Source organism: Pseudomonas sp. KH_050, assembly GCF_057838875.1.
The window spans coordinates 5,087,122-5,111,327 of the sequence record NZ_CM174478.1 but is presented as its reverse complement, the minus strand read 5'-3'; the positions used below and the strand labels follow the sequence as shown (position 1 = coordinate 5,111,327).

The window sequence follows — 24,206 nt, the reverse complement described above, 5'->3', positions numbered from 1 at the left end:
GCCATGAAGGCGAGGGCAGGGAGGATCATGGCGTCACCTGCTTGAACTCGATGACCCAGACCCAGGGGTTGGCGTCCCAGTCACCGCCGACTTTCTCCCAGAGATTACCGAAGGCATGGCGCGCAGAGCCGAGACACTGCTCATGGCTGGCTGTCTTGTCCCACATCCAGCCTTCACGCTGAGGGTGGTGCGTGTCTGGATATTCGCATCCATCCGGGCTTTTCCAGCCGAGGCCACCATGCCCGCACTTACGGCCATAGTCTGTGAAGAAGCAGCCTTCGGACATCGCTTGCGCCTCGGTAATCGACTGCAAGCGCTCGACTCTGATGGCGGTGATTTCCAGCAGGATGCGGCTGGTCCAGCGGGGCATGTGGATGCACGGCCGCCACTTGTAGCCGCGAGTTTCGGCGCAGAGGTCTGCCAGCGGATCAGTAGCAGCGAAGCGTATGTCTTGACCATATCCCTTTGCCGGCTTGACCGGCTCGTACTCGCCGGCGCTTAGTGTCGCGAAGGTCTCGCGCACCCATAACCGGTCGCCGGGTTTACCCTGCGGGCAGGCGCTTTTCGAGAAGTTATGGGCGGTTTCGCGATCATCGGAGCCGATCCCGTATGCCCAGCCTTTCCAGCTGAAGCCGGAGCGGTCATCAAATGTCGGCTGTGGATTGATCGCCATCCGCGTGACCGTCTTCCGGTCTTCCAGAATGGCGCGAACCATCGGCGCCGAGAACAGGATCGGGCGTTCTTTGATGTCGGTCATGCCGCCACCCTCCGCGCCCACCAGCAAACCGGCCCGTCATCGGTGTCATTGATGGACAAGCAAAACCAGTCTTCGCCTTCTGGCTTGGCCGGCTCCCAGTAACTGCAATCTGGGTCGCCGGATTCGAAGTAGCGGTCTGCAATGGCCTCGTCGGCATATTCGAGGCTGACCATTCCAACGGTCAGGCCCTGCGCTGCGATCCACTGCTTGCTCTTTTCTTCGTCGCCTTCCTCAAGCGATGGCAGGTCTGGATGCCAGAACATGCCGTTTTCATCGCGGACGACAGGGGCTGGCTGAATCAAAACAGTTTCTTCAGGCATGAGAAATCCTTTACCGCTATAGCGGCTGACTTTGAAGGGGGAGGGAGTTACAGAGGGGAGGAGTACAGATGTACTCCTCTCAGAATTCACGATCCAGCGCGGCTCGGGCTTGCCAGGCGTCCCACATGTTCTGCTGGTCTGGCGGGCCGTAGTTCAGGTCGTAAACGCCGTTGTGCATGTCCCGTGTTGGCTGGCCCGTGGTGTGCTTGGTGGCAAACTTGCTGCGGTGCCAACTCTCGAAAGGCTCGCGCTCGGCTTCGTTTGCCGGCGCGCTTCCGGCCGTAGCGGGTAGCAACGCCCTGATCGCCTTGCACAGATCCGACGGCATAGCCCTGTTTGCATTGGTCAGCACACGTTCCAGCAGCGATTCCAGGGTGTCGGCTCTCTCATCCGTTGCGGTCAGGCGCAGCTGCAGGGCGTCACGCTCTTTGATCGCTATGGCATGTTTGCCGCGCCAATGGAGCACCGCGTCCAGCTCTTCTATCGATTGTTTCAAATTGCTCATGCGTCTTCTCCACGGTTGAGACCATCATCGCAGGTGGTTATCGCGCCGCAGCCTCCGTCGGTATTGCTGGCGCTGATGCTGGCGAGAATGAGCAACCGGTCTCCATTGATGGGGCGCAAGCTGCTCGTGGATCCACAAAACAAGGACACTCCTGCCGTTCTCATGTCCTTCAGCAATCTCTCCTGCCGGGATCGCAGTCGTTCAACCACTCTTGGGTCAAGGCCAGCCGCTTCGCATTCGTCTTCGTTCACGTACATCCTGCAATCTCCATCACCAGATCTTGTGCATTAACAACCTTCATCCCGAGGCGTTGCGCGATCGTCACTTCCAGAAAGGCGCCTTCGGAGTTGAGCCAGCCGGGGAGCATGGCCACCGTGTCGCAGTCCATCAGGGCAACGATGTCGCGGCGCATGCATTCGTCCCACGTACCGCCTTCCGGGTTGATCTCGGCGGGGTTTACCACCTGGTGGCCAGCGGCGCGGAGGCGGGCGGCCATTGAGTGGAAGGCCGGGAAGTTCAGGTCGGGCAGGTTGCTCATGGGGCCGCTGAGGTAGAGGCGCTTCATGCTGACTCCTTCGGTGTGTAGGTCAGCGTGCCGTTGAGGATCGCTGCTTTGATCGCTTCGAACTCCCAGGCGTAGTACTGAGATTCGACGTAGACACGCATTTCGCCGTAGTCATGCTGCTTGCGGCGGATGAACGCCTCGGCCGCGTCTTTGGTGAAGTGGCTGTTCACGATCTCCCAGCGCTTGTTCCAGCCTGTGACGGTGTGGCTGTCGCACTCGGCGAGGTATTCCCACTGACCGTCCTCATCCAGATCCATGAACCCGCACTCGCGGTCGGCCATCAGGGTTTCGTCAATCTCTGCACGCTCGTCGTCGTCCAGGTCGGCCCAGTATTTCTTGGGGCTAAACCACGACCGATCCTCCAGAGTCACGACCCTGCCCTCTGCGTAGTCGATCTCGAAGCCGTAGTCGATGCGTTTGGTCTGGACGGTGAAGAGGGCAGCGGCTGTGCAGTGGGAACGAACACCCTGGCCGACGCAGTCGTGACGCAGGCGCTGAACGAAATCAGCCCACGTTGCTGCGTTGAGGTTCGCGCCGGTTGCCAGGCTTGGTGCCGGCTCAGCGATTTTGTTTTCTGTGGGCATGGGGCGTCCTATGCCGGGTCATGCCCGGGCAGTGGAGGGGTGGGTTACAGGAGAGCACCTTGAGTTGGCGCCACTTCAGGAATGTTGTAGGTCCAGCGTGGCGGCGAATTGTGCGACTCGATGCGGCTGCGCATCACTGACGCTCGCGCTTCCTTGGTTGGCGGGCTGTATGTACCGCGCCAAGCCTGATCGATGCCAATGTTCCGACCGATGTTCGTGCTGTCGGCGCTGGAGAGTGGCAGGTGGCCAAAGATCTCAGGGTCAAGCATCCGCAAGCCGTGAAGCTTGCACATGGGGCGCCCGTCATCGTCGCAAACTATCCGCATGGCCTTCCCCATTTGCACCCACCAAGCAGCACTGCCTGGCTGCGAGTAGTCGCCCGAACTGCCGATGCAGACTCTTGGCCATCCACTGGCCAGGCGCTCCAGCCGTTCAAGACTCTCGTGCATGTGCCAAACCGGCGCGCCAAACCATCGAGGCAGCGGCCACTCTTCAAGCAATGCATCGTTCGCCTTCTCGTCACCATCAATCACGTCGGGTATCACGGCGAAGTCACATGCAGGGATCAGCTTCGCGTCGGCTGCCCAGCGGTAGTACGGCTGCCAGTCGGTGACGGGCCTGCCTTGCTTCCATGCAGAGAACGCCCCGTTATCAATGGCAAATGACTGGCAAACTTGCGCGGCCAGTGCGAGTTGCCGGGGATCACTGAAACTCACAAAGGCATGCCCGCCACCAATCGCCGCGGCTGCCGCTGTCTCTGGCGTGATCGGCAGCCCGTGGTAATGGATCATTCTTTGAGCCTTATCGATTCAATTTCGACGCCCTGATGATTTCCGACCAGCGTCAAATCCCCACCAAGGCGATCGTGCAGCTGGTCTGCGATCTGCTCCTGAATACCTGACTTTATGATTGCTGTGGCAGCCTTGATGTGCTCGACCCAGATCATGCAGATGCTGCGTATTTCGAGCCGATAAACGATCAAGTCTCCGTCGTTTGGGCAGGTGGCTGCGAACGTGTGCCGGTAAATATTCATGGGGGATCCTCGCCGGCTGGCGTGATTCGTTGAAGTGGGAGGGCGCCGGAGTTCGGCGCAATAGATGAGGGCGGGTCAGGCGGCCGCTTGAGCTTCCGGCTTCGGCGGCCAGTCGGTGTATCCCACCTTTGGCGCTTTGGTCTTTGGATTGATGATCGGCTCGCCTTGAGCGTCGACCAGCGTGCGCTTCGCCCGGATTCGCATGTCTCGGCACTTGCCGGACTTGCGGGCCAGCTCGATGAACTGTTCGGCGTACTGAGGGGCATCAAACAAAGGGCTGATCTGCTTCACCCGGGCACCGCCCATGATCTGGTCAGCACGCATCCCTACTTTGTACATCCACTCATCGAGGGTCAGCTCGATGTTGTGGCCGGTGCGCTTTGGGTCAGGGCGGGTTGTTTTGACCGTCCTCCTGGCCTCGGCCATGGCCACGTCTCGGGTCATGCCAAACACTGCAAATGTGCTCATGGCGTCACTCCAGGCAATCGAGCGCTTTCTGCAGCAGCGCATTAAGTGAAAACTCCCGATCTTCCGGGTCCATGGCTCGCTTGATCCACTCGCAGGCTGCTCCCGCGCCATCACGCAAATTATCCAGTTCGTCTTCGTCATCGCTCGCCTGGCTCTCGAGCCGGCGAATGTCTTCGCGCAACTCTTCGCGCTCTGCGCTAGGGTCGATGCTCTGCGAAGTCAGGCGGCGGGTCAGTTCGGCGGCGGCCGCCGGATCAAGCGCGGCGTAGTGCAAGCACTCTTCATCGCTCAAAGCATTTGCGGGAATGCTCATCGGTTATCTCCAGTCAGGTGCCGCCCTCCGTGACCGGATGCGACATATTTAGGTGTGTGTGACATGTCGGCGTGACGTCATGGGCTGACGTCACGAAATGCGAACGAGCTCGGCGAGTTGTTCGTCGGTCATTCGGTCAGCGGCGTGGATGAGTCGGGTCACCAGGTCCTGATCTTCCTCAATGCCGGTGCGTTGCATCGACCGCTTGAGCGCGGCATCGGTGTTGTGGAACAGGTCGGTCGTTATCCGTCGAGACAGCAGCTTTTCCAGCCGCTGCTCCTCGGTCATCTTGTTGCGCTTCCGCTCTTCCTGTTTGCGCTGCAGCGCAGTCATGGCCATGGCCTGCCTCTTCAATTCCGTGGGCCGGTATATCCAGCCATGTCTGCCGCCGGCGCTGTCGCACCTGTTTGCTGAGGCGTCTCATGCCGCGACCTTCACCTGATGCCAGGCACCGGCCGCATAAAACAACTTCGCGGCCTGCGCCTCTTCAAGCGATACCTCTGCGGGAACGGCGATCCATCCAGACGCAACCAGATGGTTCTGGTTGCAGCTGTTTCGCAGCTCCAGGTAGTAATGCTCGATGGCATCCGTGAGGCGCTCCACTTTGTAGATGCCCTCCGGCGATATCTCCACCGACTTGACGTACTCAACGCCGCGCTCGTCTCGACACATGGCGCTGATGTAGATCGTCCAGCGGTAGGAGAAGTCGAACAGAGCGTTGGCAATCGCCAAGCTCCGGATCTGCCGGCAGCTCTTCCAGTTCGCCATGATCTGCGCACCACTTGGGTCGATGTTCACGACCGCGACATGATTGGTTCTGAGCAATGCCCGGCAGCTTCGTTCGGCGCGGGCGAAGCCGTTGTTGGCCTTGCGCTTACTCATAGCGCCTCCGTGATCCGCCGCAGCGCGATGCGTTCTGCCCGTGTGGGCGAAGGCCGTCGGCGCTTAAGGATGGTTTCCGGGTCGATCTCTTCGGTCCGGGGCGGCGGGGGCTTGGGCTCGAAGCAAGGGGCTTTAGTGGCCGCGCCGCCGGCCCCGAAGAAGTTGGCAATCTTGCGATCAATCTCGGCCATCACCGCGGCCCGAGCATCTGGGATCGGACCGCCGATCATTTCCGCTCACCTGACAGCGAGACCTTAATGCCGTCGGCCCGCGCTTCCAGTACCTGGGCATAGTTGATGGCTTCTTTCCACGTCCAGCGAAAGCCTTTGGTCAAGCCGGTGGAGCGCTCAACGATGTGATAGGCGTTGCCCTTGGTGACGACCTGGAAGCGAATCTCTTGCACAGGCTGCTCCTTGCCGATCATGGAGTAGAACTCGGAAGTCGCGATGATTGAACGGAGGCGCAGGGCCTGAAGACCGGCGAAGCGCTGCTGCAGGATTGTTTGCATGGCTGATTCCTCGGTGTGGGTTGCGTGTATTCGTCAGCACTCGGCCTTCCTGGCTGGTTGCCGTTGGGCGCAGGGGTGAGTGCTGACGAATAAAGGCAGGCGTAAAAAAGCCCGATCGGAACCGGGCTTTTGTCTCGCTCAACAAGACCTCTCTATGTGAGCGCTGGCGCCTTCATTGGAAGGGCTTTGTCTGGGCTATTTCATTGCCAATCCTCCGTGCTGGGTGAGTTGAAATGCAGGTGGCCGGTATAATCCGGGGTTTCGTCCGCATCGGTCTGCCATCTCTGGGCAGTGCCGCAGTGCAAGTGCGGCCTCTTCGGGCTTCGGCAGCGCTACCGAAGGTCCTACCCAGTGAATCAGATGGCAGGCCGATGCGGCCTGGTGATGGGGAGTACCAGGTGCTCGGGCAGTTATCGTCAGGCTGACGTGGCGCTGGTTGTTCAGTGAAACCGGACTGCACCGCCATCAGCGGCACAATCAAAAGCGGCCTTCCATTCCTGATACTTCTCCCAGAATCGGCCTCCGACTTGCTCGGCCTTCTCGGCGAATTCGGCATAGTCCTTGGCAAGCTTCGCGCTGACTACTGGGCCAATGGTGCCGTCGCAGTCAGAGAAGTTGATCTGCTCTGCAAATGGCCCCTGGGCACCATTCCAGCAAGCGACGCAGTGGCTTTCGGCCGGTCGACCGTACTGTTCGTACTGGCCCACCGGATAGCCGGCGAGTTCTGCAAGCTGATCACGCCATGCGTTGTAGCTGCCGTAGCCAGCGCTGAGACCAGAGCAATCGCCATCGGTCTTGTAGGCCGCTCTTGGGGTGATCCCTTCAATGCGGCCGGGGAAGTCTTTGTTCTCGTAGAAGCTGACGTGATTGTCGTAATCGACAAAATCCCCGTCCTCGTCTCGCTCTGCATCTGGAGCAAGAACCAGCTTGCTGTATGCCGTAATGTCCAATCCCATCTCGACTTCCTCGCTATCCCTTGGTGACGGGCAGTGGTTCGGCTATTCCGAACAACTGCCCGCGGATCGTTTGTGGTTGCATCCCGCTGCCCACTCAGTGAATGGGCAGAAGTGATGCCTACGGTTTGTCTTTGGACTTGCCAGCCATGAGCACCACCAACAGCAGGGCGACCAGTACCAGGTCACCAACCATTGAAAGGATGCGACTGGCCGAGTCGACGAATACGACCCCGCCAGCGAGCCCGTAGGCTGCCAACGAGCGCGCTTTGTTGCCGAACCTGCCGAACATGACTACAGGTAGTCTTTGAGGTTGAGGTTCATGATCTTGGCGGCCTTTTCCAGCACTGCCATTTCGGCCGGTTCGATCTCGCCGTCAGCTTCAGCAACGGTGAGCATGAAGTTCAGCACGGTGGCCGCGTCGTCCACGCTGTGGGCCAGGTCTTTCAGTTCCTTCTCGGCGTTCTGGCGGATGATGCGTGGGCCGCCGTCGTTGAAGTCAGCCTTGGCCCGGTCGATCGTGTTGCTGAGTTCCGCGCCGAAGCCCTTGAGGGCGGCAGAGTTGTTGATCAGCTTTTCGACCTTCTCCAGCTCTTCCTTTTCGATATCGCCGTCAGCGGAAGCGACGTAGAACACGCCGTACACCGAAGCCTGCATCAGGTCGCGGTTGGTCATCACGGCCAGGGCCTGACGGGCTTCGCCGGATTTCTTGCCAAACAGTTTGCCGAACATGGTGATTCCTCTGGGGTGGGTTGCATCCCGCTGCACCCTGTCGCCAAGGTGCAGCAGTGATGCTCATTCCGCCTGGAGCGCTTCGATCGCCTGCCGGTAGTCAGCGGCGATCGTTCGGCTGTTGGCCGCGTCTTCGTACCGGCCCTCCTTCTCTTGGATGGCAGCGTTGCATTCGTAGTTGGTGGCGCAGCTTTCGAGTAGGGACACTGCAGATGAGTGATTCATGGTTTGTTACCTGTCGGTTGTCATCCCAAGCAGCCCTCGCGAGAAGGCTGCTCAGTGATGCTGTCCGTCCTGTTGCCGCCGGAGGAGCGGGGCGCATTGCTTGCCGGGTCATTCACACGGTTAGGCGTTTCACCATCGAGCAGCCGTCCAGGTTGTTCCTGTCGTTGGCAGGCTTTCGGGCCTGTCTGCTCGCCGGTCGCCGGTAGAGGCAATGCGGTCTGTTGTTTGTTGCGCTGACTGTTAAAGAGCAGCGGGCCTCTCGACCCTTCGCAGCTGGCCCCTGATTGGGTGCCGGTTGCGATGGGGTAACAATACCAATGGCATTATTAGTCGTCAATACCAACGGTAATATTATTTTGCGCAGCCACAAAAAAGCCCGCTCAGTGGCGGGCTCATGCTCTCTTCTTCGTCATGCATCTGCTGTATTCTAGATAGGATCAAATTTTAAAAATGCCATTCCTTAAAGGAATTCATCATGGATCAGCGCGTTACCTTTAACTTCAAGCGAACGGAACTGGTAGAGCCATGCGATGGGCAGGAATGCCTAGTGTTCAACGCTTGCGACGGCTATCGAATTGCCGAGTGGTATGCGCCTGGTAGCTGCTTCATGGTGAGGGAACAAACCCTAAGCCCGAAACTGGCACTCCTATGGATGGAACTCCCTGATATATTTGAGGTTGATGAGAATGGATTGTTCAGCTCAAAGGTGCTTCGGGTTGAGGTGTTGCAGGTAACAACATGAGCTTTTCCATCTCCGTGGAAATTTCAGAAATAAGCAACGCAATACTATTTTTATTTGCTCCCATTACTACCATGTTGGCGAGATTTTCAGGACTATAGAAAGAAACACCATTGCTTATATACTGTTCTGCAGTAGAGATGGATCGTATAGCCTTATTTGAATCTAGTGAAAGTTTTTCAAGCGCCCTGTCACTCAGCAGAGAAAAGCTAAAGTCGCTAATATCCGTAAGAGCTTTCAATGGGGCTGCGATTTGCGTGGATATAATACAGTTGATGTCTTCCTTGAATATATCGCCGCCGGCGATTCGACATACAACGTCTTGGGTGGTTGGTCTGCGGCCCTCATAGTCCTTGCTTGATGTCTTTGTAAGTTCATAGTGAACGGCGGCCTCTTTTTTACTCATCCTCCGCGCGCGCAGCACGTCCTTGTACCCCTTTCGACCAAGCTGTATAGCTTCCGAAAGCTGGTCTGGAGCCGCCTTAAAAAGTTTAGACCTGCATCCAGCCAAGATTGAAGCAGCATTTGTTAGCCAATCTATTTTTGAAGAGTACTTCTGAAAGCTTTCTCGTATAACAGTCAGAGACGCAAGGTTATCAAAAGCTTTTCTTTTGGATTTGTACTCTTTTTTGACTCTGTCATAGTCGAGGTCTAGGTGTTTTTTTCCACATCTATTGCCAATGTTCGTGAATATACCGTCGGATGTTTTCACAACGTAGCCGAACTGGTGCTTGGTGGCGCATGCTTTGATTCCGCACGGATACTCATCCGCTTTGGAAAACTCATACCCATCAAGCATCTCATCAAGTCGCCTGCCTGAATCTTTCGAAAAATCAACTTTTGGGTTGTATCCTGGAATAGCCATTAAATCTTTAGGTGTTCTGATACTTCCAAAAATATGCTGGTATGGGCGTTGATTGGATTCATCAGACAATTTCGATATTCCTTTCGAGTGGTTACTTGAACGTTTGTCTTGCTACAAATCCCCGCCGCGCCCGTTATCCGACGCCACCGCCGCGCCAGATCACGCGTCCGAGAATGGGCATCGCGTGAATTGAGCTATCGGAAACTGGCTCGTCCGGGTTCGCGGCCTTGTCAGGGCTGTCGCTCCTAATCACCCATGTCCCGGAGAGTTGCTGAATGAGCCGCTTAATGCTGTTCCCGCCATCCGGGCGGCGGATCACATATACCTGCTTGTCTCTTGGCTCGGTCTCTGACGTGTCAAACAGCACGACGTCACCTTCAAAAATGTAGGGCTCCATGCTGTCGCCATGCGCGTACATGACGAACAGGTTCTCAGGCTTCGCATTCATGCGTTTCAGCCAGTCGCGCTTAAACACCAGGCCTTCGGTCAGTTGGACGTGTTCGTTTAGGTAGCCGTCGCCACAGGAGCCTTTGGCTCTGAACTGGGGAATGAGGGCGTAATCTTTTTCGCTAGGCGAGCTGAGGTCGCGAGGCTCTCTGTCTACGGCTTGAGCAATTTTTTCCATTTCTTCTGCCAGGCGCTCACTGAATTCAGAGACATCGACCTGAAGAATTTTGGCAAAAGAGGCGGCCACAGACGCATTCAATGGGTTTACTCCATTGAGGTAGTGGCTGACCGAGCTTTGGTTCATATCCAGCGCGTGCGCCAGTTTTTCCTGGGTCAATCCGAGATCGGATTTCTTTGAGTTAAAGATCGCCTTCAATCGAAGGCATTCGTCTTTTTTGTCTTGCGGTAGGGGCTTCTTGCTCATGCCGCGATCTTATTCCCATCGGTAATATTCAAACAAATGCCATTGGTATTGCATATGGCAAATGCCAAAGGTAATATTCTGCTTATGAGCAACCATGGAGAAGAGCCATGAGCAGAGTCCACATCAAAGAATTCGCGAGAAAGCGCGGCCAAACCAAAGCAGCAGAGCTGCTCGGGCTTACTCAGGGCGCCCTCAACAAAGCGCTGCGTGTAGGTCGTGACATTTATGTCACCGAGACCCCTGACGGTTCTTTCTTTGCCGAAGAGGTCCGCCCCTTTCCCAGTCAGGCCCAATTTAAAAAATCTGCCGCCTGACCCAGTCCCGTCACACCGACCCCGGAAGTGAACCAATGGCCTACGACAACAAGACGCATCGCAACACCCACCAGTTGAAGTCGCGCCTGAATGACGACGCCTACGCCGCTATCAAGGCGGAAGCGCTGGCGCGTGAGATTCAGCCGGGCGCCTTGGTTCGCGATCTCACTTTGGCGGCTTTGCGATTCAAGGAGGATTACGGCTACTTCCCATTGATCGATGACAACGAGCTGGACGGCTTTCCGGCGCTGGGCGAGCTGGCCCGCGAAATGAAAATTCAGCCAAACGCACTAGTTCGCGACCTCATTCGTGCGGCCTTGAAAGCCAAGCGAGAGCAGGACGCTATTCCCCAGGTCAACGACAAGAAACTCAGCGCCTGATTAGGCCATGGAGGAGGCACCAATGCCTGCAATACCGGAAGTAGGGCAGTACACGCAGGACGAGAAAGACGAGCTTGAGCGGTGGGCTGACGAGGTCGGTATCGGCATGGATCAGTTGGCCGACCGAATCTTGCAGATGACAGAGCGTGCGGTCGAGCGCCGCAGTGCTGCTCGCCTCGCAGCAGATAAAGCAGCCTTGCGAAGCCACCTCGCTGCGCACTGTGCACAAGGGGCGCAGGCAGAAAACGTAGTTTCGATTTTCCCTGGTAGGTAACGGTCCGGCCCCTAATAAGGGGCCGCAACAGGGATTGAGCCAAGCGGGGCTGGCACCTAATAAGGGGCCAAGAAGAAAAGAAGGTCATGGGTTCATCCCTGATCAGTTGATGAACGAATGATCGCCTTGTTGGCATTACGCCACCACGGAAACAGAAATGAGGTTTTACGAATGGACAAGTTCTTGCGGGCATGCCACGACGCGGTCAAGGACAACGAAGCGAAGTCGCTGAGCGCCAAGATGGGTGTTCCGCATGTGAGCCTGCTCCAGCGCGCAAACCCGGACAACGACGCTCACCACCTGACTATCGAGCATCTGTACGGGATCTTGTTGCACACCGGTGACAAAGGGCCGCTGACCGCACTGGCCAATGAGTTCGGCTTTGACCTGGTGGAGCGTGAACGTCCTGCACCGAAGCCGCTCATGGTTGCGCTGTGCCACTTGACCGCCGAATGCGGTGACGTGGGTCGCCTGATCTTCGACGCCACTGCCGACAACCACATCAGCCAGCACGAAAAAGCCCAGGGCGAAAAAGCCATCCAAGAAGCCATCGACGCGCTGCATGTTCTGCGCGAGTCGCTGAAGGCTGCCTGAATTCCAGACACAAAAAAGCCGGTGGCTAGACCGGCTTTTTCAACAACACACAACACTTCGGGGGTCATTATGAACACGATCGTCTCTCCAGGCAATACAGTCACCATGTCGAGTCGGGAAATCGCCGAGCTCACTGGCAAGCAGCACAAGGACGTGATCCGTGACGTTCGCGCCATGCGGAAAGCGCTGGAGTCTGATGGCGCAGATCTGCGCCATCTCCACGAGATCAAGGACGGCCGGGATTACACCGCTGAGTTTCGTCTTGATCGCCTGCTGACTGAAACACTCCTGACCGGCTACAGCATCCCACTTCGTTATCGTGTCGTGACACGTTTGAGCGAACTTGAAAACGTGTCACGACAGGTCGTCACGGTTCCGCAAACTCTTCCTGAAGCCCTCCGCCTCGCAGCCGACCAAGCCGAGCACAACCTTCAGCTTCAAGCTGTCATCCAGAAGCAGGCGCCGAAGGTCGAGGCGTTGAATCGCCTTGCCAATACCCATGGCTCCGTCTGCATCACCAACGCCGCCAAGCAGCTTGGGGTGGCGCCTCTGCGACTGTTCACGTGGCTGAGCGACAACCGGTGGATCTATCGCCGGACCAGTCACTCCAGTTGGTCCGCTTTCCAGCCTCGGTTATCCAGCGGTCTGCTCGAGCACAAGCTGGTGAAGGTCGGCGGCGATCCGGAAGAACTCAAAGTCGTCGAGCAAGTCATGGTCACTCGCCGCGGCATCACCACCCTGGCCGAACAACTTCAAGGAAACTCGTTGTGAGCGTTCAAGCAATGTCCTGGGCGCTCTCTTTGCCCCCTCAATCCCTCAAAGATTCAAGCGCTCGACATGTACTGCTGTGCCTTGCCAACTATGCCGGCTCGAACGGCTGTGGGGCTTTCCCTTCGGCATCGACCCTCGCTAAAGACACCGGGCTTTCCGAGCGCACCGTTCGCTACAAGCTGGATCACCTCGAGCAGTCAGGCCTGATCAAACAGGGCAACCAGGCTATCGCAGCTGTTCACATTGATCGGCATGACCGCCGCCCAGTGGTTTACGACCTTCAACTATCGCGGGGTGCAATTCCTGCACCCCGTGCAAATCGGGGTGCAGATGATGCAGCGGGGTGCAACCAGCAACAGAACGGGGTGCAGCCTGAGACAGAACGGGGTGCAGCAGCTGCACCCAATACATCACTTAACCATCAAGTAACCGAAGAGCAGCAGCAGCGCGAGATTTCCGAAGTCATCGCCGAGCAGGATCGCCAGGCCATCGTCGTCGATGACCGCCAACGCTTCGCCATGTTCGCCGAGTGGGACCTGCCTGAGAGCTGCATGGCCACCCAACTGAAAATCGCAGGTCTTCCTGCCGACTCGGTCACTGATGACCTGCTCGCAGGTTTCAAGGGGTTCTTCGTCGCCAAGCCATCGACCGTCGACAGCGCGGCGGGCTGGTGCTTCCGACTGACAGCCTGGGTCAAGCGTGAGCGCGTCAAGGCCGCAGGCGCCGCGTCTACCGCCGGTTCAGAAGAGTTTGACGACGAAGGCACTGACTGGATGAAAGAGGGCACGAAATGAGAACGGTCTCCACGGTAGCGGCCCAGGCCATGACCAAGGTTCGGCACGGCGAATTCATCGAGGCGGACACCGAGGTGTTGGTTCAGGCCCAGAAGGATCAGGCCCACGAAACGGGCAAGGTGATCAACCAACTGTTCCGTCAGCTACGTTCAATTCGAACAGCGTGGCGTCAGGCGTGGCCGGATGCCAAGGCGTACAAGGAATCGAAAGCGACCTGGCTGCAGGCGTTTATCGAGAACGGTATCTGCACCCAAGAGCAGATCGATATCGGCCTGATCCGGTGCCGGGCCGAGCCGTCCGACTTCATCCCGAGCGTGGGCAAGTTCATCCAAGGCTGTGTGCCAACCCCGGAGATGATCGGGCTGCCGAGCGTCGACGCCGCATTCGATCAGGCGATGCGCAACTGCCACCCAGCCATGCACGCCGTTGCAAAGTGGTTTCATCCGGCGGTGTACCACGCCACCGCAGCGGCCGGGTTTCACAGCCTGCCATTGCTCAGCCGCGAACTGGCATTGATCAGCTTTGAGAAGCGCTACATGGACCAGGTCCGCAAGGTCTGGCAGGGCCTGGAATTGAACCCGGTTCCTTTGGCCGAACTGCCGGCCCCGCAAGCGCAACGAACCCCTGACGTTGGAAATAAGGCCTTGGCCGAACTGCGCGCTCGCCGCGCCGGAGCATCCGTATGAGCGCATTGAACACACAGGTCGCAGGTGGTCATTACAAATCACTGAAGATCCAGCCGATTGAATACATCCATGCGAACAGCATTCCTTTCGCTGAGGGCAGTGTCATCAAGTACGTGACGCGGTGGCGCGACAAGGGCGGCATTGCCGATCTGGAAAAGGCAAAGCACTTCCTCGAGCTGTTGATCGAGCTTGAGCAGGCGAGGGCGTCCGAATGAAGGTGACCTCAAAGAAACTGCGCGCCTCAGCCAATGGACAGGAGTGCACCGTGCGCTTGCCGGGTATCTGCAACTTCAACTCGACCACGACTGTCCTAGCCCACCTGCCATGCGGCCAGAAGGGCATGGGCATGAAGGGCTTCGACACTGTCGCGGTGTACGCCTGCAGCGCCTGCCATGACGCCATCGACGGCCGTGGCGCCGGCGACGTTGATTGGCAGGACATGCTCCGCGCCGTGGCCGAAACACATGAGGCCTTGATCCGGGCCGGAATACTCACCGTGAAGGGCGCAGCATGACCGATCTAACGCTTCCATGGCCGCCGAAAGAGCTGAACCCAAACGCCCGAGTGCACTGGTCGAAGAAGAGCAGGGCCGCGAGGTCGTACCGAGCCGCCTGCCACCTCCTTTGTCGCCAAGCCGGGATCAAGCCACCAGCGGGTAGGGCGCTGCTGTCGCTGAAGTTCATTCCCCCGGACAAGCGCCGCCGCGATGATGACAACTGCCTGGCCTCGTTCAAGGCTGGCCGCGATGGCATCGCTGAAGCCCTGGGCATCGACGACAGCACCTTCGTCACCCTGCTGCAGATCAGTGCCGAGACCATCAAGGGCGGCGCCGTGCGGGTCCGCATTTCCGATTATGGCGAGGAAGCCTGAATGACCATGGTGGTTGCCTTCTCTGACGCCGAGATTCGTCGGCGCGCCGATGATCCTGATGTCGTGCTGATGCGAGACATTCGTCACCCGGGGCTGTACTTCCGGTTCACCGAAGCTCGTCCGCGCGGCACCTGGTCACTGGTGGTCCGCAAGAAGTGGAACAAGATCGGCGCATACCCTGATCTGTCTGCCAAGGCCGTGCTGGCGGCTTTGCCTGATCTTCGGATGCGCCTCGGCACTGACCCGGAATCGGGCGCAGCTGTTTCTCCTTGGGCAACCTTGGGTGAATTGCTGCAGTGGTACACCGACAGGATGAGTCGTGATCGGCACCTGTCAGCCAAACGCAAGGGCACTGCCAAGTCTGCCATTGCCTGCCACCTGATTCCGCGTGTTGGCGGCCTGGGCTTCGCTGAGGTGAACCGCAGCACCCTCGACACCAAACTGATGTGGCCATTGCAGGAAACCCTGTCGCTTGAGTTCGTGCGCCTGATATTCGCGCTGCTGGTGTTGGCGTGCCGCCAGGCGCACATCTTGGGCATGATCCCCACCAACCCAATGGCCGGCATCAAGTTCAGCGATTTCTCCAAGACCAAGATCAAGGCCAAAGCGGCCCGGCTGCGCGGCGTACAGATTGAGGGCTTGCTCGAACAGCTGGCTGAAGCGTTCGAGAGGCGCCCAGCTCACGGCATGCTGGCCCTGATGATGCTCTGCCATGGCGCGCGCGTAGGCGAAACCCGGATGGCGCAGTGGTCGCATATCAGTCTTGCTGATCGGACGTGGCATCTGCCGGCTGCCCACACCAAGACCAGGGCGGAGCACACCCTGCCGCTGACTGATCAGGTATGCGCTCTGCTGGTTCGCTACCGCGACCGCCAAGCCAGCGGCGGGTACGTCGGGCAATACATCTTCCCGGCCCGCAACGGCAAGGGCATGACCGAGGGTCAAGCCAGCGGGATATTCACACAGTTGGGGCAGGGCGAGTGGACCAGCCATGACCTTCGCAAACTTGCACGTACCGGCTGGGCTGATCTGGGGATCGACTTCCTGATTGGCGAGATGCTGATCAACCACGCCATGGGCCACAACGTTCAGGCTTACATCCACACCACGGTGGAAGAACGTAAGCGCGCAGCCTTGGAGTTGTGGCACGCCCATTTAGACAGCAAGGGATTTTCCGTCATTCATGGGTTGGAGGGCGTCGAAAACAAAGTTTCCAGCATTTGCCTACAGCCCACGGCTGACGTGGCTTTGAGTGCCACTCCCAACACAACCATAGGCGAGGTTTAAAAATGATGAAAAAGCAGCATGGACCCGCCTTCAATGCTTCGCCGATGCCGTTGAAATGGTGCGCAGCATGCAAGGGCAAGGCGGTCGTCAAAGGCATATTTCATGAGCTGCCTTGCACTGAGTGTCACGCCTCCGGTTGGGTTTCGGCGGAGACGGGGGAGGCGCTACCGGTCGAGGTGCTGGTTACCCATCTCGGGCTCATGCTGAACATCTATCAGCAGCGCATCATTGCCTTTGGTCATCTGGTAAATCAGCCGTCAGGGGCTCAGCAGCAATACGAAAAGAACAACCGCCGCGGCGCCGGCGGCACCAACTACACCGGGGATTAAGGGAAAACCATGGGCATCTATAAAGACGTGATGGGCACACTGGTTCGGGTATTGGCCGCCGACAACATCGACAACAGCACCAAGCAGAGCTGGCAGAAGCTGATTGATGCCGATCTGCGCCAGGGTGGCACGGGCAGCTCCATCTCGGTTCGCGACAAGTTCGACTATGACTGCTGCCTCCATGCGCTGCTGCACCACGAACTGGCCCCGGCCCAGTGGGATGTGTTGATCGCCAAATACTCGACCCACAAGGCCAACAAGGTGGCTGCAATCGGTCGCCTAATCAGCCGCATCAGTTCGCCGGCCCCGCAGCTCTTCATCTATAAGGCGGTCACGGCCTGGGCAATCCCAAAGCTTCGCGGTGAACAGTCGGGCAAACGATCCACTGATATGATCGTGCTGCCGGCCGAGTTCTACGACATGAACACCTGGGACCTTGAGGGTAAGCCGGAGTCGACGCGCCGCCGCTGGAAGACGGGTGTCGCGCGGTGTCTTGAGCGCCTCGAGGAGCAGGCAGTGGTGCACGCGACCGAAATATTCGATAGGGAAGAAATCTTCATAGATGCCGCTTGACCGTAGTGGCGCTTTGATCGTAAATTAGCCCCATCATGTCGATCTTGCGCGTTATGAGAGACGACACACAAAGCCCAGCCCCTTGCTGGGCTTTTTGCTTTATGCAGATGAATGCGCAGGCTGAAGCGCTACAACCGAAGGCCGCTCGTAAGCCCGGGACCGGGGAATGAAAGCAGCCGGAGACCAGCACCGGCCATCTGCACCCATATCAAGCCTCGCCATCTGTGCGGGGCTTTTTCATTTTCGGCTCCACCACACCCATTGCTCCGAGCTGGGAGTGCTGCTGGGGCCGAACCTATTACGCTCCCCGCAAGGGAGGACAGCGGATGAAACATATGCCAGACAAACCAGATACCTGGCTCATCGCGATGGCCTGGCTCAGCCAGAACGCCCCAATGTTCTATGCCGCAGCGCTGTCGTGCTGGATCGCTTTCTTGCGGGTTATCTATGGCGGCGGCGGGCGGCGACAGGCGCTCCTTGAGTCTTGCCTGTGTGGCGCGATCACAGCCGGGGCGTTCCCGCTACTGGAGTACTTCAGCCTTCCCTCAAGTCTCGCGGCTGCCGTCGGCGCCTGCATTGGCACTCTGGGCGTGAAGAAGGTCGCTTCCCTGGCTGACCGATTCACTGACATCAAATTCCCCAAGCGACAGGAGTGACCATGAAGCTGATCGACAACTGGAAACAAGCGTTGAGCATGACCAGCGTTCAGGCTGGCGGCGCTATCGCTGCGCTGGGTATCGCTGAGCAGCTGATGCCGTCGCTCCAGGCCGTGCTGCCTCCTTTGGCGTATGGCGTGCTGGGCGTTCTGGTGATGATTGCCCGGGTCGTGCTGCAGCCGAAGCTGGGTAAGTGACCAAGAAGAACTGGTCAGTCTCAACCCCGGGCTACGCCCCGTTCCCGATGCTAGCGCTGGATCAAGCGCTCGATCACGCTGAGGCGTTGGCCTGGGCCCGGTCGATCTGGCCGCTATGTACAGTCGAGTGATGTCAGGAGGCTGGTGATGGCATGCAGTGGGTGTGCCGCCCGGCGCGAACGACTCAACAAGTGGAAGGTGATTGCATATGAGCGAGCAGCAGAGCTCCTTGGCTGGCCTGCTAAGCCAGGTGCTGGCCGAACAGATCAAGCAGACAGCGATCCTCGAGCGGATAGCGGCCCAGCAGACCCAGTTGATCGCAGCGCTGGGCGAGGATGAACCTGAGGATCCAGATTTCGAGCCTCGCACGTACATGGATGGAAGCAAGGTGATCTGATGGCACTCAAGCCCATGAAGCCTTGCGGCGCTCCCGCATGCGGCGCTCTGGTACGTGGCGTCAGGTACTGCCCCAAGCATGAGCATCTGACCAAGGTAGTCGCCAGAGAGCACGACGATAGGCGCGAGAGCAGCACCCAGCGAGGCTACAGCTACAAGTGGCAGCAGGCACGTAAGGGCTACCTCGCCAAGCACCCGCTCTGCGCTGAGTGTGAGCGGGAAGGCCGGATCGCCGCAGCCACTGACCTCGACCACATCATCCCGCACAAGGGTGACAAGGACGCCTTCTGGGTCCGATCCAACTGGCAAGGCCTGTGTCATCCGTGTCACAGCCGCAAGACCGCTGCCGAGGACGGCGGATGGGGCAACGCGGTTCGATGAACTGTCGCACCGACTTGGTGCGTTTTAGTAGCGCTACTAAAAAAAACACGTGAAAAGTACTCGCAAAAAAAATTGAGCACGGTGGGGAGGGGGAGGGTAAAAAGTTCGGAGCTTTTTACTTCTAGACCGCGCCCAAAAGTCTTCTTACGTTTCTCCAAAATACAGGTTTTGAAAAATGGCCCGACCGAGGACGCCGACCAACGTGCTCGACGCTCGCGGGTCGTTCAAAAAACACCCAGAACGCAAGCGCGAAGACGCTGAAGTGTCTGGTCCACTGGATGCTGCGCCCGACCATATCAATGGCGCAGTACTCCACGCCTGGAATGAGATCGCCGGCAGCGCGCCGCTCGATGTGCTGACCAACTCCGACCGTATCAGCTTAGAGATTGCCGCCAATCTGCTGGCGCAGTTCCGCAAAGACCCCATTGAATTCACTGCCGCAAAGCTGGTGCGCCTCGAAGCGCTGCTCGGCAAGTTCGGCATGACACCGGCTGACCGTGCAAAAGTCGGCGGCAAGAAAGAGGCGCCGAAGGGAAACCCTTTTGCTGATCTGTAATGGCCGCTCCCAAATATCCGCTGGTCAAGGCAGCTGAGGCATACGCTCGGCGGGTGGTATCCGGGAAGATCCCGTGCTGTAAGTGGATCAAGCTCGCCTGCAAGCGCCACCTCGATGACCTGAAAGCCTCGAAGGCTGCCGACTATCCGTACAAGTTCGACCCGGCCAAGGCCGAGAAGGTCGGCAAGTTCCTGCAGCTATTGCCTCACACCAAGGGCAAATGGGCCAGCAAGCGCGAACTGATCAAGCTGGAAGGCTGGCAACTGTTCTCGGTCTGCATCCCGTTCGGCTGGCTGCGCAAGAAGGACGGCACCCGGCGTTACCGAACCATTCTGATATTCGTGCCGCGCAAGAACGGCAAGTCGATCATCGGTGGCGGTATCGGGGCCTACATGTTCACCGCTGACGGTGAGTTCGGTGCCGAGGTCTACAGCGGTGCTACCACCGAGAAGCAAGCCTGGGAAGTTTTCCGTCCGGCGAAGCTGATGATCGAGCGCACTCCTGAGCTGCGCGACCACTACGGCGTTGAGGTGAATGCCTCGAACATGTGCCGCCTGGAAGATGGCAGCCGCTTCGAGCCAGTGATTGGCAAGCCGGGTGACGGTTCAAGCCCATCCTGCGCCATCGTCGATGAGTATCACGAACACCAGGATTCAACCCTGTTCGACACCATGGAGACCGGCATGGGCGCACGGGAGCAGCCGGTGATTTTGGTTATCACCACCGCCGGCTCCAGCATCGGCGGCCCTTGCCACCAGCTGGTGCGCGACTCCGAGCGGATGCTGGAAGGCGTAATCGAACGGCCAGACCTTTGGGCGATGCTTTATACGATCGACCCTGGCGATGACTGGACCTCGGAAGCGGCGCTGATCAAGGCCAATCCGAACCATGGCATTTCCATCAACGGTGACTTCCTGCTGGCTCGCCAACGTGACGCCATGCAGTCAGCCAGCAAGCAGGCGACGTTCCGTACCAAGCACCTCAATGAATGGGTCGGCGCCAAGAATGCCTGGCTGAACATGCTGCGCTGGAAGGAAGCCCCGGCCCGTAAGAGCCTGCAAGAACTGGAAGGCCGTCGCTGCATTATCGGCCTCGACTTGGCCAGCAAGATCGACATCGCGGGCAACATCCTGCTGTTTCCTCCGGCCGAGGGTGATCCGTTCTGGCATGTCCATGGGCGGTACTACTTGCCCGAAGCCAGGGTGATCGAGGAACTGGATAGCAACACCAGCCGCTACCGCGAGTTCGACGCACTCGGTCTGCTGACTCTGACCGATGGCGAAGTGATCGACTTCGAAGTGATCAAGGATGACCTGCGTGAATTCGCCGGGCGCTTTGACATTGAGGCCGTCGCCTATGACCCCTGGCAGGCCACGCAGCTTGCACAGGAAATGGTGGCCGAGGGTTTGCCGATGGTGGAGATCCGCCAGACCGTGCAGAACATCAGCGAGCCGATGAAAGAACTGGAGGCGCTGGTCCTGCGCCGCCTGCTGGCCCACGGTGACTGTCCGGTCCTGACGTGGATGGCGAGCAACGTCCTGGCCAAGCTGGACGTGAAGGACAACATCTACCCGAACAAAGAGCGTCCCGAAAACAAGATCGACGGGATTGTGGCACTGATTATGTCGCTGAGCCGCGCCATCGCTGGCGAGTACGGCCCTGACATCGATTCCTTCCTATCTGACCCGGTGGTTCTCTGATGGCCCTATTCCAAACCCTGCGCGGCTGGTTCGGTTCGCCTGGCGGCCCAACTCGCAACGCCGGGCTTCAGTCGTCCGTACCGCTCGGGCATTCGTCGGCGTCTGCTGCCATCGTCAACTTCGATAGCGCCATGCAGATCAGCGCGGTGTTCGGCGCGACCCGGATCATTGCCGAGACCATTGGCAGCCTGCCATTCAACTTGTACCAGGTAGGCGCTGGCGGGCGGAAGATCGCCACCGACCACTCTTTACACCGCGTGCTGACTCGTCGACCGAACCGCTATCAAACGCGCGTGGAATTCTGGGAAAGCATGGCGCTCAATCTGGCGATCAGCGGCAACGCCTACGCCATCATTCAGCGCTCAGGGGATCGCATTATTGGCCTGCTGCCGCTGTCATCCAGCCAAGTCGAAACGACCTTGCTGGCCGATGGCAGTGTGGCTCATGCGTACACCGATGGCATGAATGTCAAGGTCTACGGCGAGTTGAGCATGTGGCATATCAAGCTGTTCGGTAATGGGATCATTGGCCTGTCGCCGATGGCCTACGCCCGCAACAGCATTGGCATCGCCATTGCTGCCGACAACCGCGTGACCAAGATTTTCAGTAACGGCGCCAAACCATCCGGCGTGCTGACCATCGATAAGACCCTGACCAAAGAGCAGCGCGCCCAGGTTCGCGCCAGCTTCTCCGAGCTGGAAGAGGGCAACGAGGACCGTCTATTTGTCCTTGAGGCCGGTATGCAGTACCAGCAAGTCAGCATGCTGCCCAAGGATGTCGAGCTGCTGGAGTCGCGTCGGTTCCAGATCGAGGACATCGGCCGCTTTTTCGGTGTGCCATCGATCCTGCTCAACCAGACATTTGGTCAGTCGTCTCTCGGCTCCAACGTCTACGAGATCCTGTCGGCGTTCTACAAGCTGAACCTGCGGCCCTACCTGGAGAAGATCGAGGAATCGATTCTTCGCTGGCTGATGACCGAGGACGAGGCGCAACGCTTCGAGGCTGAATTCAATTTCGACAGCTTGCTGCGCGCCGACACCATGGGCCGCTATCAGGCCAACCGTGAGGCGATCAACACCGGCCAGCTCACGCCTAACGAAGCCCGTATCAGCGAAGGGCGCCAGGCGTTGCCCGGAGGCGACCAATTGCTGATCCAGGGCGCAATGATCCCAATTCAAAACGCCGGGCAGAAGCCGGTCACGGAGGTTCCGAGTGGAACGCAAGAGCCTGAGCTTTGACTCGATAGAGTTCAAATTCGAGGACGATAAACCCGGCACCTTCTCCGGGTTCGCGTCCATGTTCGGAGGCATAGACAGTTACGGCGACACCATCCTGCCGGGCGCATACAAGAAGACGATCAAGAAGCGTGATCGACCTGTGGCGCTGCGCTGGAACCACTACGGCCCAATCATTGGCAAGTGGCTCAAGATGGAAGAAACCGAGCAGGGCCTGTACGTCGAGGGCGAGCTTACCCCTGGCCACAGCGTGGCTGGTGACGTGTACGCCTCGATGAAGCACGGCGCTATCTCCGGCCTTTCTATCGGCTATCGCCCAATCCAGACCCGGGAGCTGGGCGATGGAAGGCGCGAACTCAAAGAGATCGAGCTGGTGGAAATCTCAATCGTCGAGACCCCGGCAGACCTTAATGCTCAGATCGGCGATGTGAAGTGCGCCATCGACCAGGCCGAGTCCCTGAAAGAAGTTGAAGCCTGCCTGCGTGATGCTGGCGGATTCAGTCGGGCTGATGCAACTGCGCTGGTATCGCGCATCAAGTCCTTGGTTCACGGCGAGCGTGAGCCAGAACAGAAAACCGCAGAGATTGCGGGACTCTTCCAGCAATTCAAACTCCCGTAATTTAGAGGCTTTACCCATGAGCGAAGAACTCAAGAAAACCATTGAGACTGGCCTGAAGGCAGTCCAGGACCAGATGCAGGTCAAGATGGGCGAATATAACGCTGAGTTGGCCAAGTCCACCGGCCAGGTCCGCACCGATCTGACTAGCGAAATCGAGAAGCTGTCCGAAAGCTTCAAGGGCCTGCAGAACGAATTGGCTGACCTCGCACAGAAGCAGGCCGCCCCATCTGTCGCCGGCTCCGCATTGTCGGCAGGTCAGGAGTTCATCAAGTCCGATGACTTCAAGTCGCTGGTCGATCGTCAGCGTGAGAAGGTCCGCTTCGAGGTGAAGAACACTGTCGTGGCTGACGGCACCACCACGTTCGCCGATCAGCGCATCGGCATCATCGCCGGCAGCTTTGCCCCGCTGACCCTGCGTCAGTTGATCCCAACCATCGCCGTCACCAGTAACGCGGTCAACTCGCTGCGCGAACTGGCGTGGACCAACGACGCGGCCGAGGTTGCGCAGGCTGCCGCCAAGCCTGAGTCGGACATTACTTTCGCCCCGTACAACGTGGTGATCGAAACCGTGGCTCACTGGATCAAGGTCAGCAACCAGCTGCTCGCTGATGCCCCGGCCGTTGCCGCGTACATCGACACCCGTCTGCGTGATGGTCTGGCTCAGCGCATCGACAAGCAACTGCTGCTCGGTAATGGCACCAGCCCGAACCTGTCGGGCCTGACCGATGCCGGCAACTTCACCGCGTTCACCGCCACCAGCGGCGCGAACCTGGCCGAGTCCATCAACAAAGCCAAGTACAACCGCTGGGCTGTTGGCGAGGTTGTGGACACTGCGGTCGTGAACCCGGCCGACTGGGCGGCACTGGAGATCCTGCGTGAAGGCGCTGGTACCGGCGCGTACCTGTTCGGTGCTCCAGGCACTGCGGGCAACATGAGCCCGTTCGGCGTACAGATCGTTCTGTCGGCCAACATGCCAGCCGGCAGCTTCCTTGTCGGTTCCCTGCGCGGCGCAGCCACCATCTACCAGCGCCAGGGCGCAGTGGTAGAGATGGGGTTCGTTGCTGATGACTTCACCAAAAACTTGGTGACCATCCGCGCCGAAGAGCGTCTCGGTCTGGCCGTAGATCGCCCGGCGGCCATCATGTACGGCGCCATCACCGCGGCGTAATTGAGTGGAGCCGGGTTCGCCCGGCCTCCTTCGAGGTGAGCATGAAGGCAAGAGCAATCAAGGCATTCCTGCACGACCAGCTGGGTCGGGTAGCGAAGGGTCAAGA

41 protein-coding genes are annotated in these 24,206 nt (G+C 58.6%); 22 read left to right on the top strand and 19 right to left on the bottom strand.

The features are described from left to right. Nucleotides 1-25: 25 nt before the first annotated feature. The 19 genes from AC3IUA_RS23385 to AC3IUA_RS23295 all read right to left on the bottom strand — a co-directional run bounded on the left by AC3IUA_RS23385 (nucleotide 26) and on the right by AC3IUA_RS23295 (nucleotide 10,320). Nucleotides 26-757: a hypothetical protein gene (locus tag AC3IUA_RS23385; protein WP_489357242.1), complete on the bottom strand. Its 732-nt coding sequence runs from the start codon at nucleotides 755-757 to the stop codon at nucleotides 26-28. Beyond that, nucleotides 754-1,077, bottom strand: a complete 324-nt coding sequence (locus AC3IUA_RS23380) for a hypothetical protein (RefSeq protein ID WP_489357241.1) — start codon at nucleotides 1,075-1,077, stop codon at nucleotides 754-756. The genes AC3IUA_RS23385 and AC3IUA_RS23380 overlap by 4 nt, the downstream gene beginning before the upstream one ends. A 79-nt stretch (nucleotides 1,078-1,156) precedes the next feature. Continuing rightward, a complete protein-coding gene (locus AC3IUA_RS23375) occupies nucleotides 1,157-1,582 on the bottom strand; it encodes a hypothetical protein (RefSeq protein WP_489357240.1) in 426 nt (141 codons plus the stop codon). Between the two features lie 247 nt (nucleotides 1,583-1,829). Further along, nucleotides 1,830-2,147 carry a DUF4406 domain-containing protein gene (locus AC3IUA_RS23370; protein ID WP_489357239.1) on the bottom strand — a complete coding sequence of 106 codons (318 nt, stop codon included), beginning with the start codon at nucleotides 2,145-2,147 and terminating at the stop codon, nucleotides 1,830-1,832. After that, nucleotides 2,144-2,731: a hypothetical protein gene (locus AC3IUA_RS23365; protein ID WP_489357238.1), complete on the bottom strand. Its 588-nt coding sequence runs from the start codon at nucleotides 2,729-2,731 to the stop codon at nucleotides 2,144-2,146. The genes AC3IUA_RS23370 and AC3IUA_RS23365 overlap by 4 nt, the downstream gene beginning before the upstream one ends. A gap of 44 nt (nucleotides 2,732-2,775) precedes the next feature. Further along, nucleotides 2,776-3,522: a hypothetical protein gene (locus AC3IUA_RS23360; RefSeq protein WP_489357237.1), complete on the bottom strand. Its 747-nt coding sequence runs from the start codon at nucleotides 3,520-3,522 to the stop codon at nucleotides 2,776-2,778. Beyond that, nucleotides 3,519-3,764: a hypothetical protein gene (locus tag AC3IUA_RS23355; protein ID WP_489357236.1), complete on the bottom strand. Its 246-nt coding sequence runs from the start codon at nucleotides 3,762-3,764 to the stop codon at nucleotides 3,519-3,521. Before AC3IUA_RS23355 ends, AC3IUA_RS23360 begins: the two co-directional genes overlap by 4 nt. A gap of 75 nt (nucleotides 3,765-3,839) precedes the next feature. Further along, complete coding sequence (locus AC3IUA_RS23350; RefSeq protein ID WP_489357235.1) at nucleotides 3,840-4,232, bottom strand: hypothetical protein; 393 nt, start codon at nucleotides 4,230-4,232, stop codon at nucleotides 3,840-3,842. A 4-nt stretch (nucleotides 4,233-4,236) separates the two neighbouring features. Next, a complete protein-coding gene (locus AC3IUA_RS23345; protein ID WP_489357234.1) occupies nucleotides 4,237-4,545 on the bottom strand; it encodes a hypothetical protein in 309 nt (102 codons plus the stop codon). A 90-nt stretch (nucleotides 4,546-4,635) separates the two neighbouring features. After that, a complete protein-coding gene (locus AC3IUA_RS23340; protein ID WP_489357233.1) occupies nucleotides 4,636-4,884 on the bottom strand; it encodes a hypothetical protein in 249 nt (82 codons plus the stop codon). A gap of 81 nt (nucleotides 4,885-4,965) precedes the next feature. Beyond that, entirely contained in the window at nucleotides 4,966-5,427 is a 462-nt protein-coding gene (locus AC3IUA_RS23335) for a hypothetical protein (protein ID WP_489357232.1), read from the bottom strand. Then, complete coding sequence (locus AC3IUA_RS23330) at nucleotides 5,424-5,657, bottom strand: hypothetical protein (RefSeq protein ID WP_489357231.1); 234 nt, start codon at nucleotides 5,655-5,657, stop codon at nucleotides 5,424-5,426. The genes AC3IUA_RS23335 and AC3IUA_RS23330 overlap by 4 nt, the downstream gene beginning before the upstream one ends. After that, nucleotides 5,654-5,935 carry a hypothetical protein gene (locus AC3IUA_RS23325; RefSeq protein ID WP_489357230.1) on the bottom strand — a complete coding sequence of 94 codons (282 nt, stop codon included), beginning with the start codon at nucleotides 5,933-5,935 and terminating at the stop codon, nucleotides 5,654-5,656. Before AC3IUA_RS23325 ends, AC3IUA_RS23330 begins: the two co-directional genes overlap by 4 nt. Before the next feature lie 440 nt (nucleotides 5,936-6,375). Next, nucleotides 6,376-6,891 carry a hypothetical protein gene (locus AC3IUA_RS23320; protein WP_489357229.1) on the bottom strand — a complete coding sequence of 172 codons (516 nt, stop codon included), beginning with the start codon at nucleotides 6,889-6,891 and terminating at the stop codon, nucleotides 6,376-6,378. 118 nt (nucleotides 6,892-7,009) lie between these two features. Then, nucleotides 7,010-7,180, bottom strand: coding sequence for a DUF3927 family protein (locus AC3IUA_RS23315; protein WP_489357228.1), 171 nt, complete (start codon nucleotides 7,178-7,180; stop codon nucleotides 7,010-7,012). Between the two features lie 2 nt (nucleotides 7,181-7,182). Then, nucleotides 7,183-7,620, bottom strand: coding sequence for a tellurite resistance TerB family protein (locus AC3IUA_RS23310; protein ID WP_489357227.1), 438 nt, complete (start codon nucleotides 7,618-7,620; stop codon nucleotides 7,183-7,185). Nucleotides 7,621-7,683: 63 nt separating this feature from the next. After that, nucleotides 7,684-7,845, bottom strand: a complete 162-nt coding sequence (locus AC3IUA_RS23305) for a hypothetical protein (protein WP_489357226.1) — start codon at nucleotides 7,843-7,845, stop codon at nucleotides 7,684-7,686. A gap of 695 nt (nucleotides 7,846-8,540) precedes the next feature. Further along, complete coding sequence (locus AC3IUA_RS23300; protein ID WP_489357225.1) at nucleotides 8,541-9,518, bottom strand: hypothetical protein; 978 nt, start codon at nucleotides 9,516-9,518, stop codon at nucleotides 8,541-8,543. A gap of 64 nt (nucleotides 9,519-9,582) precedes the next feature. Continuing rightward, nucleotides 9,583-10,320, bottom strand: a complete 738-nt coding sequence (locus tag AC3IUA_RS23295; RefSeq protein WP_489357224.1) for a LexA family transcriptional regulator — start codon at nucleotides 10,318-10,320, stop codon at nucleotides 9,583-9,585. A gap of 107 nt (nucleotides 10,321-10,427) precedes the next feature. Between AC3IUA_RS23295 and AC3IUA_RS23290 the strand changes: the two genes are divergently transcribed. The 22 genes from AC3IUA_RS23290 to AC3IUA_RS23185 all read left to right on the top strand — a co-directional run bounded on the left by AC3IUA_RS23290 (nucleotide 10,428) and on the right by AC3IUA_RS23185 (nucleotide 24,100). Continuing rightward, nucleotides 10,428-10,634 (top strand): Cro/CI family transcriptional regulator, encoded by a 207-nt coding sequence (locus tag AC3IUA_RS23290; protein WP_489357223.1) that lies wholly within the window; start codon nucleotides 10,428-10,430, stop codon nucleotides 10,632-10,634. A gap of 35 nt (nucleotides 10,635-10,669) precedes the next feature. After that, nucleotides 10,670-11,014: a hypothetical protein gene (locus AC3IUA_RS23285; protein ID WP_489357222.1), complete on the top strand. Its 345-nt coding sequence runs from the start codon at nucleotides 10,670-10,672 to the stop codon at nucleotides 11,012-11,014. A gap of 22 nt (nucleotides 11,015-11,036) precedes the next feature. Continuing rightward, nucleotides 11,037-11,288, top strand: a complete 252-nt coding sequence (locus AC3IUA_RS23280; RefSeq protein WP_489357221.1) for a hypothetical protein — start codon at nucleotides 11,037-11,039, stop codon at nucleotides 11,286-11,288. Between the two features lie 171 nt (nucleotides 11,289-11,459). Then, nucleotides 11,460-11,882 (top strand): phage regulatory CII family protein, encoded by a 423-nt coding sequence (locus AC3IUA_RS23275; protein ID WP_489357220.1) that lies wholly within the window; start codon nucleotides 11,460-11,462, stop codon nucleotides 11,880-11,882. A gap of 69 nt (nucleotides 11,883-11,951) precedes the next feature. Then, the gene (locus tag AC3IUA_RS23270; RefSeq protein ID WP_489357219.1) at nucleotides 11,952-12,653 is read left to right on the top strand and encodes a phage antirepressor KilAC domain-containing protein; all 702 of its coding nucleotides are present in this window, start codon (nucleotides 11,952-11,954) and stop codon (nucleotides 12,651-12,653) included. 11 nt (nucleotides 12,654-12,664) lie between these two features. Further along, entirely contained in the window at nucleotides 12,665-13,447 is a 783-nt protein-coding gene (locus AC3IUA_RS23265) for a helix-turn-helix domain-containing protein (protein WP_489362444.1), read from the top strand. Continuing rightward, the gene (locus tag AC3IUA_RS23260; protein ID WP_489357218.1) at nucleotides 13,444-14,133 is read left to right on the top strand and encodes a replication protein P; all 690 of its coding nucleotides are present in this window, start codon (nucleotides 13,444-13,446) and stop codon (nucleotides 14,131-14,133) included. The genes AC3IUA_RS23265 and AC3IUA_RS23260 overlap by 4 nt, the downstream gene beginning before the upstream one ends. Further along, complete coding sequence (locus tag AC3IUA_RS23255; protein ID WP_489357217.1) at nucleotides 14,130-14,348, top strand: DUF3310 domain-containing protein; 219 nt, start codon at nucleotides 14,130-14,132, stop codon at nucleotides 14,346-14,348. Before AC3IUA_RS23260 ends, AC3IUA_RS23255 begins: the two co-directional genes overlap by 4 nt. Further along, nucleotides 14,345-14,647: a nuclease domain-containing protein gene (locus AC3IUA_RS23250; RefSeq protein WP_489357216.1), complete on the top strand. Its 303-nt coding sequence runs from the start codon at nucleotides 14,345-14,347 to the stop codon at nucleotides 14,645-14,647. The genes AC3IUA_RS23255 and AC3IUA_RS23250 overlap by 4 nt, the downstream gene beginning before the upstream one ends. Further along, a complete protein-coding gene (locus tag AC3IUA_RS23245) occupies nucleotides 14,644-15,003 on the top strand; it encodes a RusA family crossover junction endodeoxyribonuclease (protein ID WP_489357215.1) in 360 nt (119 codons plus the stop codon). The genes AC3IUA_RS23250 and AC3IUA_RS23245 overlap by 4 nt, the downstream gene beginning before the upstream one ends. Continuing rightward, on the top strand, nucleotides 15,004-16,290 hold the full coding sequence (locus AC3IUA_RS23240; RefSeq protein WP_489357214.1) for a tyrosine-type recombinase/integrase: 1,287 nt from the start codon (nucleotides 15,004-15,006) through the stop codon (nucleotides 16,288-16,290). It abuts the gene before it with no gap. A gap of 5 nt (nucleotides 16,291-16,295) precedes the next feature. Further along, nucleotides 16,296-16,619 carry a hypothetical protein gene (locus AC3IUA_RS23235; RefSeq protein ID WP_489362443.1) on the top strand — a complete coding sequence of 108 codons (324 nt, stop codon included), beginning with the start codon at nucleotides 16,296-16,298 and terminating at the stop codon, nucleotides 16,617-16,619. Nucleotides 16,620-16,628: 9 nt separating this feature from the next. After that, nucleotides 16,629-17,192 (top strand): hypothetical protein, encoded by a 564-nt coding sequence (locus AC3IUA_RS23230; protein WP_489357213.1) that lies wholly within the window; start codon nucleotides 16,629-16,631, stop codon nucleotides 17,190-17,192. Between the two features lie 326 nt (nucleotides 17,193-17,518). After that, nucleotides 17,519-17,848: a phage holin, lambda family gene (locus tag AC3IUA_RS23225; protein WP_489357212.1), complete on the top strand. Its 330-nt coding sequence runs from the start codon at nucleotides 17,519-17,521 to the stop codon at nucleotides 17,846-17,848. Between the two features lie 2 nt (nucleotides 17,849-17,850). Next, nucleotides 17,851-18,045: a DUF7940 domain-containing protein gene (locus AC3IUA_RS23220; protein ID WP_489357211.1), complete on the top strand. Its 195-nt coding sequence runs from the start codon at nucleotides 17,851-17,853 to the stop codon at nucleotides 18,043-18,045. A gap of 208 nt (nucleotides 18,046-18,253) precedes the next feature. Beyond that, nucleotides 18,254-18,442: a hypothetical protein gene (locus tag AC3IUA_RS23215; RefSeq protein WP_489357210.1), complete on the top strand. Its 189-nt coding sequence runs from the start codon at nucleotides 18,254-18,256 to the stop codon at nucleotides 18,440-18,442. Continuing rightward, the gene (locus tag AC3IUA_RS23210) at nucleotides 18,442-18,822 is read left to right on the top strand and encodes an HNH endonuclease (RefSeq protein WP_489357209.1); all 381 of its coding nucleotides are present in this window, start codon (nucleotides 18,442-18,444) and stop codon (nucleotides 18,820-18,822) included. The genes AC3IUA_RS23215 and AC3IUA_RS23210 overlap by 1 nt, the downstream gene beginning before the upstream one ends. A gap of 202 nt (nucleotides 18,823-19,024) precedes the next feature. Beyond that, nucleotides 19,025-19,378, top strand: coding sequence for a hypothetical protein (locus AC3IUA_RS23205; protein WP_489357208.1), 354 nt, complete (start codon nucleotides 19,025-19,027; stop codon nucleotides 19,376-19,378). Further along, nucleotides 19,378-21,078, top strand: coding sequence for a terminase large subunit (locus AC3IUA_RS23200; protein WP_489357207.1), 1,701 nt, complete (start codon nucleotides 19,378-19,380; stop codon nucleotides 21,076-21,078). Before AC3IUA_RS23205 ends, AC3IUA_RS23200 begins: the two co-directional genes overlap by 1 nt. Further along, a complete protein-coding gene (locus tag AC3IUA_RS23195; protein ID WP_489357206.1) occupies nucleotides 21,078-22,316 on the top strand; it encodes a phage portal protein in 1,239 nt (412 codons plus the stop codon). Before AC3IUA_RS23200 ends, AC3IUA_RS23195 begins: the two co-directional genes overlap by 1 nt. Then, nucleotides 22,291-22,932: an HK97 family phage prohead protease gene (locus AC3IUA_RS23190; RefSeq protein WP_489357205.1), complete on the top strand. Its 642-nt coding sequence runs from the start codon at nucleotides 22,291-22,293 to the stop codon at nucleotides 22,930-22,932. The genes AC3IUA_RS23195 and AC3IUA_RS23190 overlap by 26 nt, the downstream gene beginning before the upstream one ends. 16 nt (nucleotides 22,933-22,948) lie before the next feature. After that, complete coding sequence (locus tag AC3IUA_RS23185; RefSeq protein WP_489357204.1) at nucleotides 22,949-24,100, top strand: phage major capsid protein; 1,152 nt, start codon at nucleotides 22,949-22,951, stop codon at nucleotides 24,098-24,100. The last annotated feature ends 106 nt before the right edge of the window (nucleotides 24,101-24,206 follow it).